This is a genomic window from Bacillus thermozeamaize (genome assembly GCA_002159075.1).
GTDB lineage: Bacteria > Bacillota > Bacilli > ZCTH02-B2 > ZCTH02-B2 > Bacillus_BB > Bacillus_BB thermozeamaize.
Window position 1 is genome coordinate 73,353 of record LZRT01000036.1, and the last position, 13,808, is coordinate 87,160.

Sequence of the window (13,808 nt, forward strand, 5' to 3'; positions counted from 1 at the left end):
TTGGCCTCCATCAAACTTCCATCAAACTTCGGAACGGCAACGGTCATACAGTCTGGTTGCTCGCGCCAGGATGGTTTGTTTGTCATTTGGGAGCTCTCCCAACGCCACTTCCTCATACAGCCGTTGCAGCAGTTTGTGAATCCAGGGACCCGGCGCCGCCTGGATGACATGCCTCAGATCATCGCCATTAACCTGCATCTGCCGCGGATCCCGGATCACGAGTTGAGAGGCCGCAACATCGACGTCGGCCACTTGTCGTTCCAATACCTGCGGCGGTATTCCCTTCACCGCACCGTACAGGCAGATGGCCTCTTTCACGCGTTGGTCTTCATGATAGAGCAACAAACGGTGAATGGATTCTCCCCGTTCCCGCGCCCGAACCAGCCGAATGGCCCCTTGGACCTCCTGAATCAGCTTGCGGGAACAGCGCAGGGCACGCAAGCCGCTGCGGGCAAACTGTTCAGGGTTCGCGTCAACGTCTGGGCGCCGGCTGTGGAGCAAAAACAGGTAGGCCCACCTGCTTGCAAGCGGCGCCAGGCGAGGCAGCGGCGCCAGCTCCTCCATCGTCCAGGGCCCCAGTTGACACAATGGTTGGATATATCCCTTCAACCCGCCTTCCTGTAACAGGAACAAGCCGTTATCCGGATGCGGGGATGCCAGGATTCGCTGCACCTCTTGTTGGATCCGCTCGACCGATATCTCCCTCAGCAGATGGGCGTGAGTGCGAATCGCCTTCCAGGTCAGGGGCTCAATCCGAAAGCCTAATTCAGCGGCAAACCGGATGGCTCGCAACATCCGCAGGGCATCCTCTTCAAAACGCCGGGCGGGATCTCCCACCGCGCGGATCGTCCGATTTTCCAGATCCTGTCGCCCGCCGAAAGGATCAATCCAGTCGCCTTGACGGGACAAGGCCATCGCATTGATGGTAAAGTCACGCCGTGCAAGATCCGTATGCAGTTGATTGACGTAGACCACCTCGGGCCAACGATGGCGGTGATAGCCCACTTCTTTGCGGAAGGTGGTGACTTCATAAGGTTCGTGTTCGATGATGACGGTTACCGTCCCGTGCTGCAGGCCAGTCGGAACCGCCGACGGGAATAACCGCATCACCTCTTCCGGCCGGGCGTCGGTCGCGATATCGTAATCGTGGACGGGCCGTCCGAGCAAGAGGTCACGAAGGCAACCGCCCACAAGATAAGCCTGGAACCCGGCCTCCTGCAAACGCGCCATGATTTGGTGCGCTTTTTCCCGCTTGCGATCGGTTTGCGGCACATGTTCACCCCGTTGCTCCATCGGTTGCCACATTTCCTTTAATCAACCTTTTTCTTCCGCCGAACGTTTGCTTCGAAGCGCCTTTGATGTTCCAATTGTGCGATGAAGGGATATAATGATACTTGAGATGCTTTACCGGCGAAACACGCGCGACATTCGTTCAGGAGGGATGAAAATGCGTTATCTGGCCACTTGCGCCGTCATCTTGTCGAAGCTGATTCAGCACATGAAGCGCATGAAGGCGCCATTGCGCTTTTAGCCGCTTAGTCCAGTTCCAGCAGGTGTTCCAGTCCGTAAACCATCCCTTGAAGCGTCATCACTTTTTTAATCGCCAGATTCACCCCTGGCATGAACGATTCCCGATTCATCGAATCGTGCCGAATGCTCAGCGTCTGACCCGGTGCGCCGAAGAGGACTTCCTGGTGCGCGACCAAACCGGGCAGACGCACGCTATGAATCCGAAACCCGTGATAATACCCGCCTCGCACGCCGTCCAGCCGTTCTTCCTCCTGAGGATGCCCTTGCCTCATTTCCTTGCGGGCCATTGAAATGAGTTCGGCTGTTTTCAAAGAAGTCCCGGAGGGCGCGTCCAGCTTTTGATCATGATGATATTCAATAATCTCCACGTGCGGAAAATATTTTGCGGCCAATGCGGCAAAATGCATCATCAACACAGCGCCAATGGCGAAATTAGGCGCGACGACCCCGCCGATCCCTTGTTGCCGGCAGCGGCTGTCCAATTGTTCGATCTCCTCAAGCTGCAAACCGGTGGTGCCGATCACCGGGCGCACGCCGGAGTCAATGGCGACCTCCGCGTTGGCCTTGACCGTATCCGGAACGGTAAAGTCGACCAACACGTCCGGTTTGGTCGCATCCAGCGCATAGGACAGTGAACGATAAAACAAAACGGGTGTTTCCAGACCGAGAACTTCAGAGACAGGAACCCCGTCCAGCTTGGAATCGATGGCTGCAACCAACGACAGTTCGGGATCATTCAGCACCATCTTCACCACTTCCTGCCCCATCCGGCCTTTTGCTCCGGCCACCGCCACCCGTATCCCTGACATGCTGATTCTCCTTTCACGTCGTCCTGAGGCTTCTCCATTCATTTCATTGTCCATGGTAAAGGATTTTAGGGAAAGATGCAATGAGATACAGTCACCGAGGAGGGATATCTTGTCCGTCAAAAATGTACTGGCCATCGCGGTCGGAGGGGCCATCGCCGGTTTTGGGGTAAATTATTTTACGATTGCCAATGAATTGGGCGAAGGCGGATTTACCGGCGTGGCGATCCTGCTGAAGTATCTTTTTAACTGGTCACCCGGAATCACATCCCTGTTGCTGAACCTCCCTCTTTTTTTGGTCGGCTGGATCTACCTGGGAAGACGAGCGATGGGATACACCATTTGGGGAACCATTTGCTTTTCCTTTTTTTTATGGCTGTTTGAAGACATGGGTTCCCCGATCGAGGGAGATTTGTTGCTGGCTTCTCTGTACGCCGGGGTGACGATCGGCCTGGGTTTGGGGATAATTTTCCGCTTTGGAGGGACAACGGGCGGTGTCGACATCCTGGCCAGATTGGCACATAAGTATCTCGGTTGGAGTATCGGCCGGACGATGTTTACCTTTGATTTGTTCGTCATCGGCGCTTCGTCCATCTATCTTGGCCGGGAAAAGGCGATGTACACGCTCATTCTGGTATTTCTGGCAGCAAGAGTGATTGACGTCGTCCAGGAAGGAATGTATGCGGCCAAGGCGGCCATCATCATTTCTGAGCGTGCCCAGGAAATCAGCCGCCTGATCGTGGAGCAAATGGATCGAGGAACCACGTTGTTGAAAGGCAAAGGGGGTTTTACGAAGGAAGAGAAAGAGGTGATTTATGTGGTCGTCTCCCGTCCAGAACTGAATCGTTTGAAAGGGATCGTCCGTCAAGTGGACCCGCACGCTTTTGTCGTGATCAGTGATGCCAGCAATGTCCTGGGTGAAGGTTTTTACCGGGAAGAGCAGCATCAATGAAAAAGGGAGGCAGGTTTGGCCGGTTTTATGTGTCCTGAAAAGCGCGGTAGCACCACGCGGCATAGGCCAAGGATAAGATGACAAAGGAGGATAAGCCCAGGATCAACTGATTCAAGGGGGTTTTCATGACCTCGGCAAAGGTGGGCCTGTCTTTGCCGGTGTAGGCTTGTTTGAAAAGATCTTCCCATTGCGTGAGAACCATCGACAGCTCCTGAGGCGCTGGTGCGTTTTGGAGATACAGCTGTTTCATGCGTGCGAAAAGCGCATCCAGTTGCGCAACCAGTTCCGGAGGTTGACTGACCAGCAAGGCGGGACGGATGTCGGTATAACGCTCCTGCAACTGTTGAAAAGATTGTCTGTCGGGATGCTGCTCGCGCATCGTTTGCACCAGCGACAACATCTGGCGGGCATGTTCTTTCCACAAAACTTGCTTTGAGGACTGTCCGGAATGGACCAACGCATCCGCCGCAATGGTGAGTTGACGCGCCGTTTTCCGGATTTTTTCCGGTTGCAACTGAACGTCGGCCAAAAGATGCTTCAGTTGAATCATGGTATCGGAAAGGGCCTGTATTCCCTCAACGGTTGTTTTCCGGTCAAACGGCAGTTGTGTAAACATTTGATTCAGTTGCATGAGCAGTTGTCTTGCCTCAAGAAAACGGTCCTTTTCCAGGAGTGACTGCAGCTGGTGGGTTTTTTCGAGAAATTGTTGTTCATGGACGGCGCCATCTGCCTGTGGCGGGGATGGCACAATGCCGGGCAACGCCGCACACGCAGGCAGGACGATACATGAGAAAGCAAACAATCCGCACAGGACATAGTGCCGCATCTTCTTCATCATGGCCTTCCCCCCTCCATACATCTCTATGAAGGAAGGACAAGTTTATGCCATGCCAAGCGGGGACAACTTTACCGCATGCTCCGCAGTTGACGCCTGTCGACGGTTAGAGAAAAGACGGTCAAGCTGAGCACACTTAACCACAGCGTAAAAAAACCCAGCTGCGCCATAAAGGGATCCAGGGAAGGGTGAACCCATGGATGAAGGTCAAAGACGTAGTCCATGAAATCATTGGCAAAAATCCAAATCGAAACCACCAGCAGGTGCCGGTACCCGAAAGTATAGTAACGCGTGAACAGCAGGGCTTCCAAGGCCATCCCGGCATGTGAGAAGACAAGCATCCAATTGGCCGCCGGAATGGTCTCGAACAACAACATCGCCCTGACAGACGGCTGCACCAGCCAGGCGCCGGCAAATATGGCCGCGACGGCCCATATCCCGTATTTGAACAGGGTCACCGCGGCAAACGCCTCCAGGTAGGGATTGCGCCTGCCCATGATGAACAAAATCAATACCGTTGTAAAAAACAGGCTGGCTGTCGGACTGTCCGGGACAAACGGCAAGTAGTAAAAAGGCGTTTCTGCGTACTGATACCGGTACCAGTAATAACCGTAGACGGTGCCTAGAAGATTGATGACGAACAGGATATGCAAAAAGGGACGGCGAAAGACGGCCTGTGCCAACCAATTCCAAGCGTTCATCAACCACTCTCTCCCTAAAAGAAAAACTGGCCTGGAGGGCCAGTTCTTCGCAATGCTTCCATTCGTTCATGCTCCATCGTTGATGTTTCCAACTTCGATTCCAGCTTATTTTTCTTCTTTTGCCTCAGGATTGGCCTTCTGTTTTGCAAGCCATTCCACCAACGTGTTCAACTCCGCATCAGAGCCGGTAAAGGCGCCGGGAGGCATTGCTCCCCGCCCGTTCTTGATCACATCGGCAATCTCTTCTGCGCTCAAGCGATCACCGACACCCAGCAGCGACGGACCCATGCCACCTTGCAAGTTGGCTCCATGACAGCCGGTACATGAGGACTGGGAGGCGAAAATCTGCGCCCCTTCACTGTCCGGCTCCACGAGTTCGACTTTGGCCTTTTCCATCGGCGTGCCGCTTCCCGTTTTCCCTGACGCAGCCTCCATGGCCTCATGCTGAGCCACTGCAGCCCATGTCAGATAGATGATGGCGGCCAGCGACAGCAGCATGACGCCACTGGCAATGGGCCGTTTCAAGGCGCGGCGATGCGGGCTGCGATCCAGCCAGGGCGCCAAAAGCAAGGCGCCAAATGCAATCCCCGGGATGATGACCGTACCGACAACCACAAAAGGCCCTGAGGCGAATGGATATTTCAGCAACTGGTAGAGAAACAGGAAATACCAGTCAGGCAAAGGCGTGTAGGCCGTATTGGTCGGATCGGCCACTTCTTCCAATGGGGCAGGGTGTAAAATCACCAACAACATGAAGCCCACCAGAAAAACGGCAGCCACCATCCATTCTTTGAGCAAGAAGTCTGGCATGAAGGCTTCCGTCTTGCCCGGATATTCATCGTAATCGCGCGGAATGTTCGGCCGGCGCTCCGCACGAACACGAGAATCTCCGACATAGACAATCTCTTTTGGTTCTCGTGCCATCAGTTCCCCCCCTTATCTCCATGGACTCCAAAGCGGGCATGAATGTGCCATCATAGCGGCCCGGAAATTCCTTGTCGGCGGATCAGCACAAAGTGGGCTCCCAGCAAGAGCAACAAAGCGGCAGGCAGGAAGAATACGTGAATCGCGAAGAAGCGCGTCAACGTGACGGCGCCGACGATATTTCCACCGGTCAGCAACGTTTTAATGAACCCGCCCAAGAAAGGCACGCTGCCGGCAATCTCCACCCCGACTTTGGTCGCAAAGTAAGCCTTGTTGTCCCAAGGCAACAGGTAACCGGTAAAGCCCAAACCCAGCATCACGAAGAAAATCAGGACGCCGACGACCCAGTTCATTTCTCTGGGTTTTTTGTAGGAACCGGTGAAAAATACGCGCAACGTGTGCAGCAGCAACATGACGATGACCACACTGGCTCCCCAGTGGTGCATCCCGCGAACGATTTGACCGAAGGCCACCTGATGTTGCAAGTAGTCCACGCTAGCATGCGCATTGACGATATCCGGCACATAATACATGGCCAGGAACATACCAGAGAGGATCATGATCATCACAACAAAAAAGGTCAACCCTCCGAAACAATAGACAAAAGCCGAAAAATGGTGAGCCGGGTTGACATGCTCCGGAACCTCATGGTCGGCCAGGTCCCGCCAAATTGGAGTGATGTCAAGCCGCTCGTCCATCCAGTCATACAATCGTTGTATCACGGTTTATCACCCCCTGACCAGGCGGTTCGGTATGATTTTTCCAAGGTACAGTTTCCCGCCCTCCACCTTCGTTTCGTACTCATCCAGCGGGGCTGGTGGCGGCGTTCCGGGAACGTTCTTCCCGCTCTTTTCGTAAAAGCCGAAGTGACATGGGCAAAAATAATGATTCGGCCTGTCGGGTGAACCGTTCCAGTTGACCGTGCAGCCCAGGTGCTTGCAAACAGGAGAAAGCGCGAGGACTTTCCCGTTTTCCACCATAATCCACGCGGACAGCACAACTTCCGATTTGTACCAGCCGTCGACCTGTTTCACCTTAAAGTCTTTCTTTTTCGGTTCCGGTCCGAATTCACTGATGTCTCCAACTGGAACCCAATCGGAATCGTCCTTGGCTTTTAAGGCGGGATCGATGGCAAAACGAACCAGTGGGGTGAGGATGGTTGCTGCCAAGAATCCTCCTGTCCCCATCAGGGAGTACATCAGGAAGGTTCGCCTCGAGATCCGTTTCCTGTCGCTCATTGCCTAACCCCCTCTTCTTTGAAATGGCTGGCCGAACTACCACATATGTACTAGGACATAATCCATCATAGCCCCTTGCATGTAGGGTGTCAAGTTATGACAAATGTGGTTCATATTTAAGGTGAGCATGGAACCTTCCAGTTATGCATGCGCTCCATTCCCGCCCGCCGGTTGGCCCTCACCTTGCCTGGGACCAGGTGCGGATCAGAAACTGATAGACATCCGCAGGCGCCAGCGGTTGGGCCAGATCGACAAGGTAGACCTCGGCATCCGGACGGAACCGGCGGAGAGGCTCCCGCTCATTCTTCCCCAATCCAGCGCCAACGAATACCAGGTAACGGAACGGCTCTTTGAGCAGCATCCTGCTCCATTGATCAAGTTGGTTTTCCCAGTCTTCTTTTGTCACCCAAAACTCCGGCAACAGAATCACCCTGCCCGTCAGGGGCTGTTCAACTTTTTGACAGAATTCCAACAGTTGTACTGACTGCTCCTGGATTTGCCGAAATTCCTGCGAAACATCCACCCAATGCAAAGGCGCCAGCAGCGTATCCAGGTACTCGGCATGTTCTTTGTACGTCTCCTGTTTCAGTTCATAATAATCCATATTTCCGGCCTCCTCCTGTCGCCATAAAAAAACGGGTTGCCAGCGTCTGAGACTGGTTCCCGAGAACAAGATAAAGGAAAATCGGGCAAACTTCAAACATACGCACCGCAAACATGCACACCGGCAGACAAGGACCCGTTGGCTTAATCGGGAGCGGCATGCGTCGGGATCGGCGTTGCCTCAAAACTCCTCACCTGTTCGAGCAGCCTCTTTCCAACTTCGCTCAGACGGATGGCCGCCCCTTCAGGTAAGGTTGCCATCTGCAGCATTCCCATGTGGACCATCATTTTGATGATCCGTTGTTCAAAAACTTGTTCCGGGGAGTCGTAATAAAAAGGAGCGATCCAAGGACGCATGACAGCAAACAAGGAAGAAAGGCTCACCCATTGGCCGTCGCATAACAACCCCACGAGGTTTGTAAGGATGGGCAGAAGCGGGATCGGATGTTTATAGATCCGGATCCATGTCCTGTATACCGGGACGAGGCTCAAAAGTTGGGGAGAGGCAAGATAAAGCTTGCCCTTCTCCGTCAGTTCGACAAATTCACGTTCCTCTTTGATCAGATGCAATATCAAACACACATCATGAATGAGGGAAAAGCGGTCAGGATAGTATCGGAAGTGGAAGCCATAGCCAAATCGCCAGCCGCTTTGGGCAGGGATCTCTTCCCGGACGGACATTTGCGTCAACATCTGTTGCAGATGCCGCTTATAAATCACCTTTTCGGCGGTGAGCCGCACTTCCGTGCGGTGAATATAGTTTAAAAACAACAGGATGTCTGACAAAAGGCTATCCCCTTCATCCCGATAAACCATCGGAGGTAGGCGAAGCGTTTCCAGGTGCCGGCCGTACTCACGACGAATTTGGGAAATCACTTCATCATTCAAATCACGGGGAATACGGAAGAGATCCTGCGTGTTGCGGCTGACGCCACGAAACAGCCAGCCGCTGGCCAGCGCTTCCGTGATGAGATGCCTGATCGGTCTGGAGGATTTTGTATGAGTCACAGACAAGGTCGCTTTGGCCGTCAATTCTTCCAAGGAGAGCCAATCTCTGCGATCGAAGGCCAGCAGCATTAAAAAAAGCAGTTCTTCTTTCGCCAGTTCATTTAGTTCGGTGCCATAGATCCCTTTTTGTTTCATCCGGATGAGAATGGATTGAATGAGTTGCTGCTTTGAATGGGTGTCGCAGACACACTCCAGCCGCTGGGCCATCCGGTTCAGTTGATGAATGTCGGCATAACTGAGCAAGTCCGCTACATTCAAATCACACAACTCCTTTGCCATCCTGATCCTCGCAGTGAAACGCACGTCTTTCTTGTTTGTTCCATGTTAGTATGTTGCAGTTGCGGCAGAGGTTATGCAAACAGGCAAAAAAAAATAGCCACTCATTTCTGAGTGGGTAGATGGATAGGAGTGGAGAGAAACCATACTGTAAGGAAAGTATAATACAGAAAACGCTTACAGTCAACGGAATTTTTGTTCCAGTTAAAAGTTTGTTGCATTAAACGTGTCCAGCAGCTGCCCCGTGCTGTTCTCAGCGGAGCAGCTGCCGAAATTGTTCGGCAAACCCGGGAAAAGAAACGTTGATCGCTTCGGCATTGCAAATCCGTGTCCTCCCTGAGGCGATCAGCCCGGCGACAAACGCCGCCATGCCGATGCGATGGTCGCCGGATGTATCAACAACCGCCCCTTTCAGCGGCGTGGGCCCATGAATGATCATGCCGTCTGCAGTGGGTTCCACATTCGCACCCATGTCTTTCAAAAAGCGGCTGACGGTGGCAATGCGATCGGTTTCTTTGACGCGCAATTCCTGCGCGTCACGGATGATGGTTGTCCCCTCTGCCTGCGTGGCCAAGACGGCGATGACAGGTATCTCGTCGATGAGCCGCGGGATCAGATTTCCTTCGATCACGGTGGCCTGCAGGTCAGATGCTTGAACGAGCAGGTCTGCCACCGGTTCATCTCCCCAGGTTTGTCGGTTCAGAATCTCTACGCTTCCTCCCATCGCCTGAAGTACATCAAGAATGCCTGTTCTCGTCGGATTGATGCCGACCTCTTTCAGGAGGAGGCTGCTTCCCTTCACCAGGCTGGCGGCCACCAGGAAATAGGCGGCGGAAGAAATATCTCCCGGTACCCGGAGTTGCACGCCTCCTTGCAGGCGCTGCATGCCGTCGACGATGGTGGTGCTTCCCTGCCTTGTCACGGTGACGCCAAAGGCAGACAACATGCGTTCCGTGTGATCGCGGGAGGGGCAGGGTTCATGCACCATCGTCTTGCCGGTGGCTTGCAGGCCTGCCAAGAGGATGGCGGATTTGACCTGCGCACTGGCCACCGGAGAGGTATATTCGATGCCGGTCAGGCTTCCGCCCCGCACGGCCAGCGGAGCGTAATTTCCTTCTTGCCGCCCATCAATATGCGCGCCCATTTCCCGCAGCGGTTTGACCACCCGTTTCATCGGCCGGCGTGCAATCGATGCATCCCCCTGAATCACGCTGTGAAAGGGCCTCCCGGCAAGGATCCCCAACAGCAGGCGAATCGTGGTTCCCGAGTTGCCTACATCCAGAACGGCATCCGGTTCGCGAAGTCCCTCCCAACCTTTTCCATCCACAACCACTTCATCCGCTGAGGGCTGACTGATCGCGACTCCCATTTTACGAAAGCAATCGACTGTCCTGAGGCAATCTTCTGCCACCAGAAAACCGTGGATGCGGGTCGGTCCGTCAGCCACTGAACCCAGCATGATGGCGCGGTGGCTGATCGATTTGTCCCCTGGCACCCGCACTGTTCCAGCGAGCGATTTGGCTGCTTCTTCGACGTGTAACTCGGTCATCGGCTTCCTCCAAAATAAAAGATCTTCTTTTGCAAACCTGCACCTGCTATCTGCGATACACTTGGAATCCTTTGCTCTGAAGCGCTTCGATCGCTTTCTCCAAATCTTCCTGTTGGCGAAAAGAAAGCCTTAAAACCCCCGGGATGTCGGCTCGGTTTTCAATGATCTGGATATTGGTCAGGTTGATTTGCCTGTCGCCGAGAATGGTCGCCACCTCACCGATGATGCCCGGACGATCGGGAATATCCACATAACATTCGTAAAGAGGGGGCAAGATTCCCTTTTTCCGTTCCGGAATCTGCTCCCGGAAGGTTCGTGCCTCGTCAAAAAAATGATAAATGGCTTTTTCATCTCTTTGTGCAAGCAAGCGCTTGATCCTGGCTATTTCCCATTGCCACTCATCCAGCAATTGCAACAAAACATGTCCATTTTGCAACAGGATATCCCGCCACATGATGGGATTGCTGGAAGCAATGCGGGTCAGATCACGGAAGCCGCCTGCGGCCAATTGGCTGTACCATTGGTTTTCTTGGTCATGACGGGCCACCTGCCGGACCAGGGCGGCGGCAATGATATGCGGCAGATGACTGATCAGGCCGACCACCTGATCATGTTCTTCCGCCGCCATTTCGACCAGTGTCGCCCGCGTGCCCGCAAGCAAGGACATGAGCCGCCTGCGGGAGGATTCCGGTGTATCGGGATGAGGCGTCAAGACGTAAAAGGCATTTTCGAAGAGCCGATCGGAAGCGGCCTCTACCCCGGAACGATGCGATCCCGCCATTGGGTGGCCGCCAATGAACCGCTCCTTCCCCAAAAGCGAGACGCCTGTTTCAACCACCTTGGTTTTCGTGCTTCCGGTATCAGAAATGATGCATCCTGGTTTAAGCGGAAGATTGGCCAGTTCCTTGAGAAGGTGAAGGATGGTGTCCACCGGGGTGCACAGAAAAATAAAATCGGCCTCTGCCGTCGCTTCGTGCAGGTTCATGGTTCCATGATGGATGATGCCCAATTGTTGGGCCAGCATCAACGTGGATGGGTCAAGGTCATACCCCGTGACCCGGATATTCTGCTTTTCATCGTGCTGCAAAGACAATGCCAGCGAGCCGCCGATCAAGCCCACTCCCAGGATGGCAACCCGGATCATATCACTCTGCCCATCACTGCAGCCATGTTGCGAACTTCATCCATCATCTGGCGGTAGGCATCGGGATTCAGGGATTGTGGGCCATCCGATAGCGCCTTTTCCGGTTGGGGATGAACCTCGACGATCAACCCGTCGGCGCCGGCGGCAACAGCAGCACGCGCCATTGGCAGCACATATCGCCACTTTCCGGTACCGTGGCTGGGATCGACGATAATCGGCAAATGGCTGAGATGTTTGATTACGGGAACGGCGCTAAGATCCAATGTATTTCGCGTATAGGTTTCAAACGTCCGGATCCCGCGCTCGCACAAAATCACCTGATGATTGCCTTCATTCAAGATGTATTCGGCGGCCATGAGCCACTCTTCAATGGTGGCGGCCAAGCCCCGTTTCAACAGGACAGGTTTGTCTGTCCGTCCGACGGCCTTCAGCAAGTGGAAGTTTTGCATGTTTCTGGCGCCGATTTGCAGGATGTCAACGTATTCGAGCAGCAAAGGGAGGTTTTCCGGATCCATCACCTCGGAGACGATTTTCAGCCCCGTTTTTTCCCGCGCTTCAGCGAGAATCTTCAATCCTTCCTCCCCCATCCCCTGAAAGGAATAGGGAGAGCTTCGCGGTTTGAATGCGCCGCCGCGCAGGATCTGCGCACCGCCTGCCTTGACAATCATGGCCGTCTCCAGCAGCTGTTCACGGCTTTCAACCGAACAAGGGCCTGCCATCACAACCAGCTGTTCCCCCCCGATTTGGATGTCGCCCACCGTGATCACCGTGGGTTCGGGGTGGAACTGTTTGTTGGCCAGCTTGAAGGGGGCTTCGATATGGACGATTTTTTCCACATCATCCATGACCTCAATGGCCTGGATGTTTACTTTTCGCTTGTCGCCAAGCACGCCGATAATGGTCCGGTTTTCCCCAGTGGAAATATGTACGCCAAGCCCAGCCGCCTCCAAACGCTCTTTTACCTTTTCAATCGACTCTTGTCTAGCCTGCGGGCTCATCACGACAATCATCTTTCTCTCCTCCCATCCGTTTCTCGCATCCCCCAGACCGGTTTGATGTCAGGACAAAGGGCGAGCCTCAAGAACCGATTCCAGCGCTTCCAGAAACCGCAGGTTTTCCTCTCTGGTGCCAATGGTCACGCGAATGGTCGTGGGAATGCCCAAGGCCTCACCGGAACGGACGATGATTCCTTGCCGGAGCAGCGCTTCAAACACGGGACCTGCTGGCCGTTTCAGGTCGATCAGGAGAAAATTGGCTTCCGAAGGGTACGCTGTCAGGTTCATTTTCTGGATCCGCTCTTGAATCAGCTGCATTCCCTCCCGGTTTTGCGCCCGGCAATGGCGGACAAAGTCCTGATCGCTCAATGCCGCCAGCGCAGCCACCTGTGCCAGGTGGTTGACGTTAAACGGTTCGCGCACCCGGTGCAATGGATCCAACACTTCAGGGTGTGCGATCGCATATCCGACACGCAGTGCCGCCAGCCCGTAGATTTTGGAAAAGGTTCGCAAAACGATCAGATTTGGATATTCCCTGAGCAAGGACAAGGAGTCCGGATATGCCTCATCCACGACATATTCGTAATAGGCTTCATCGGCCACCACCAGGACGTGGGCCGGTACCTGCGAGAGGAACGCGCTGAATTCCGCTTTTGTCACGATGCAACCGGTCGGATTGTTCGGATTGCAGATCCAGATGACGCGGGTTTTGTCAGTGATGGCTTTCAGCATCTCCGTCAGATCATGACGGCCTTCGCGGGAAGGAATTTCAATCACGTCGGCCCCTTCAATCTGAGCGTTGGTTTTATACCGGGGAAAGGTGATGTCTGCCATGATCGTCTCAGTGCCCGGTTGCAGATAGGCCCGCGCGATCAGTTCGACAATCTCGTCTGATCCGTTGCCCACAATGACCTGCTCTTCGCCGATCTGATAAAATTGCGCAAGGGCCTGTTTCAGTTCCCGAAAGGCGCCGTCCGGATAGACAGGCAGGTGATCCAGAGCCTGCTGGATTGCCTCTTTCACCTTCGGCGAACAGCCGAAGGGATTTTCATTCGAAGCCAGCTTGATCACGTCACGAAGTCCGTACTCCCGTTGCACCTCTTTGATCGGTTTGCCGGGCTGATACATCGGTAGGCCAATGACAGTAGGTTTGGGTCGAATCGATAGGGTCATCCAAATCACCTGATCCTAGTTTGATATGTTTTTATCATTGAATCATGTTCTCAAAAAGATTTCAACGGGTTGAA

At 54.0% G+C, this 13,808-nt stretch carries 14 protein-coding genes; 1 reads left to right on the forward strand and 13 read right to left on the reverse strand.

The window, feature by feature from the left end:
- Positions 1 to 21: 21 nt before the first annotated feature.
- Positions 22 to 1,293, reverse strand: coding sequence for a hypothetical protein (locus tag BAA01_02665; protein ID OUM89684.1), 1,272 nt, complete (start codon positions 1,291 to 1,293; stop codon positions 22 to 24).
- 242 nt (positions 1,294 to 1,535) lie between these two features.
- Positions 1,536 to 2,339 carry a 4-hydroxy-tetrahydrodipicolinate reductase gene (locus BAA01_02670; protein ID OUM89685.1) on the reverse strand — a complete coding sequence of 268 codons (804 nt, stop codon included), beginning with the start codon at positions 2,337 to 2,339 and terminating at the stop codon, positions 1,536 to 1,538.
- A 52-nt stretch (positions 2,340 to 2,391) separates the two neighbouring features.
- Here BAA01_02670 and BAA01_02675 point away from each other — a divergent pair, with 52 nt between their 5' ends.
- Positions 2,392 to 3,288 carry a hypothetical protein gene (locus tag BAA01_02675; protein OUM89686.1) on the forward strand — a complete coding sequence of 299 codons (897 nt, stop codon included), beginning with the start codon at positions 2,392 to 2,394 and terminating at the stop codon, positions 3,286 to 3,288.
- Between the two features lie 25 nt (positions 3,289 to 3,313).
- Here the strand turns inward: BAA01_02675 and BAA01_02680 are convergent, their stop codons facing one another.
- The 11 genes from BAA01_02680 to BAA01_02730 all read right to left on the reverse strand — a co-directional run bounded on the left by BAA01_02680 (position 3,314) and on the right by BAA01_02730 (position 13,722).
- Positions 3,314 to 4,126: a hypothetical protein gene (locus BAA01_02680; protein ID OUM89687.1), complete on the reverse strand. Its 813-nt coding sequence runs from the start codon at positions 4,124 to 4,126 to the stop codon at positions 3,314 to 3,316.
- A gap of 68 nt (positions 4,127 to 4,194) precedes the next feature.
- Complete coding sequence (locus BAA01_02685; protein ID OUM89688.1) at positions 4,195 to 4,827, reverse strand: hypothetical protein; 633 nt, start codon at positions 4,825 to 4,827, stop codon at positions 4,195 to 4,197.
- 102 nt (positions 4,828 to 4,929) lie between these two features.
- Positions 4,930 to 5,748, reverse strand: a complete 819-nt coding sequence (locus BAA01_02690) for a cytochrome C oxidase Cbb3 (protein OUM89689.1) — start codon at positions 5,746 to 5,748, stop codon at positions 4,930 to 4,932.
- A gap of 50 nt (positions 5,749 to 5,798) precedes the next feature.
- Entirely contained in the window at positions 5,799 to 6,470 is a 672-nt protein-coding gene (locus tag BAA01_02695) for a cytochrome b6 (GenBank protein OUM89690.1), read from the reverse strand.
- Between the two features lie 6 nt (positions 6,471 to 6,476).
- The gene (locus BAA01_02700; GenBank protein ID OUM89691.1) at positions 6,477 to 6,986 is read right to left on the reverse strand and encodes a menaquinol-cytochrome C reductase; all 510 of its coding nucleotides are present in this window, start codon (positions 6,984 to 6,986) and stop codon (positions 6,477 to 6,479) included.
- Positions 6,987 to 7,164: 178 nt separating this feature from the next.
- A complete protein-coding gene (locus BAA01_02705; protein OUM89692.1) occupies positions 7,165 to 7,590 on the reverse strand; it encodes a hypothetical protein in 426 nt (141 codons plus the stop codon).
- Positions 7,591 to 7,733: 143 nt separating this feature from the next.
- Positions 7,734 to 8,855 (reverse strand): hypothetical protein, encoded by a 1,122-nt coding sequence (locus tag BAA01_02710; protein ID OUM89693.1) that lies wholly within the window; start codon positions 8,853 to 8,855, stop codon positions 7,734 to 7,736.
- Positions 8,856 to 9,126: 271 nt separating this feature from the next.
- Entirely contained in the window at positions 9,127 to 10,422 is a 1,296-nt protein-coding gene (locus tag BAA01_02715; protein ID OUM89694.1) for a 3-phosphoshikimate 1-carboxyvinyltransferase, read from the reverse strand.
- 46 nt (positions 10,423 to 10,468) lie between these two features.
- Positions 10,469 to 11,566, reverse strand: a complete 1,098-nt coding sequence (locus BAA01_02720) for a prephenate dehydrogenase (GenBank protein ID OUM89695.1) — start codon at positions 11,564 to 11,566, stop codon at positions 10,469 to 10,471.
- On the reverse strand, positions 11,563 to 12,576 hold the full coding sequence (locus BAA01_02725; protein OUM89696.1) for a 3-deoxy-7-phosphoheptulonate synthase: 1,014 nt from the start codon (positions 12,574 to 12,576) through the stop codon (positions 11,563 to 11,565). The genes BAA01_02720 and BAA01_02725 overlap by 4 nt, the downstream gene beginning before the upstream one ends.
- A 48-nt stretch (positions 12,577 to 12,624) precedes the next feature.
- On the reverse strand, positions 12,625 to 13,722 hold the full coding sequence (locus tag BAA01_02730; GenBank protein ID OUM89750.1) for a histidinol-phosphate transaminase: 1,098 nt from the start codon (positions 13,720 to 13,722) through the stop codon (positions 12,625 to 12,627).
- Positions 13,723 to 13,808: the final 86 nt, after the last annotated feature.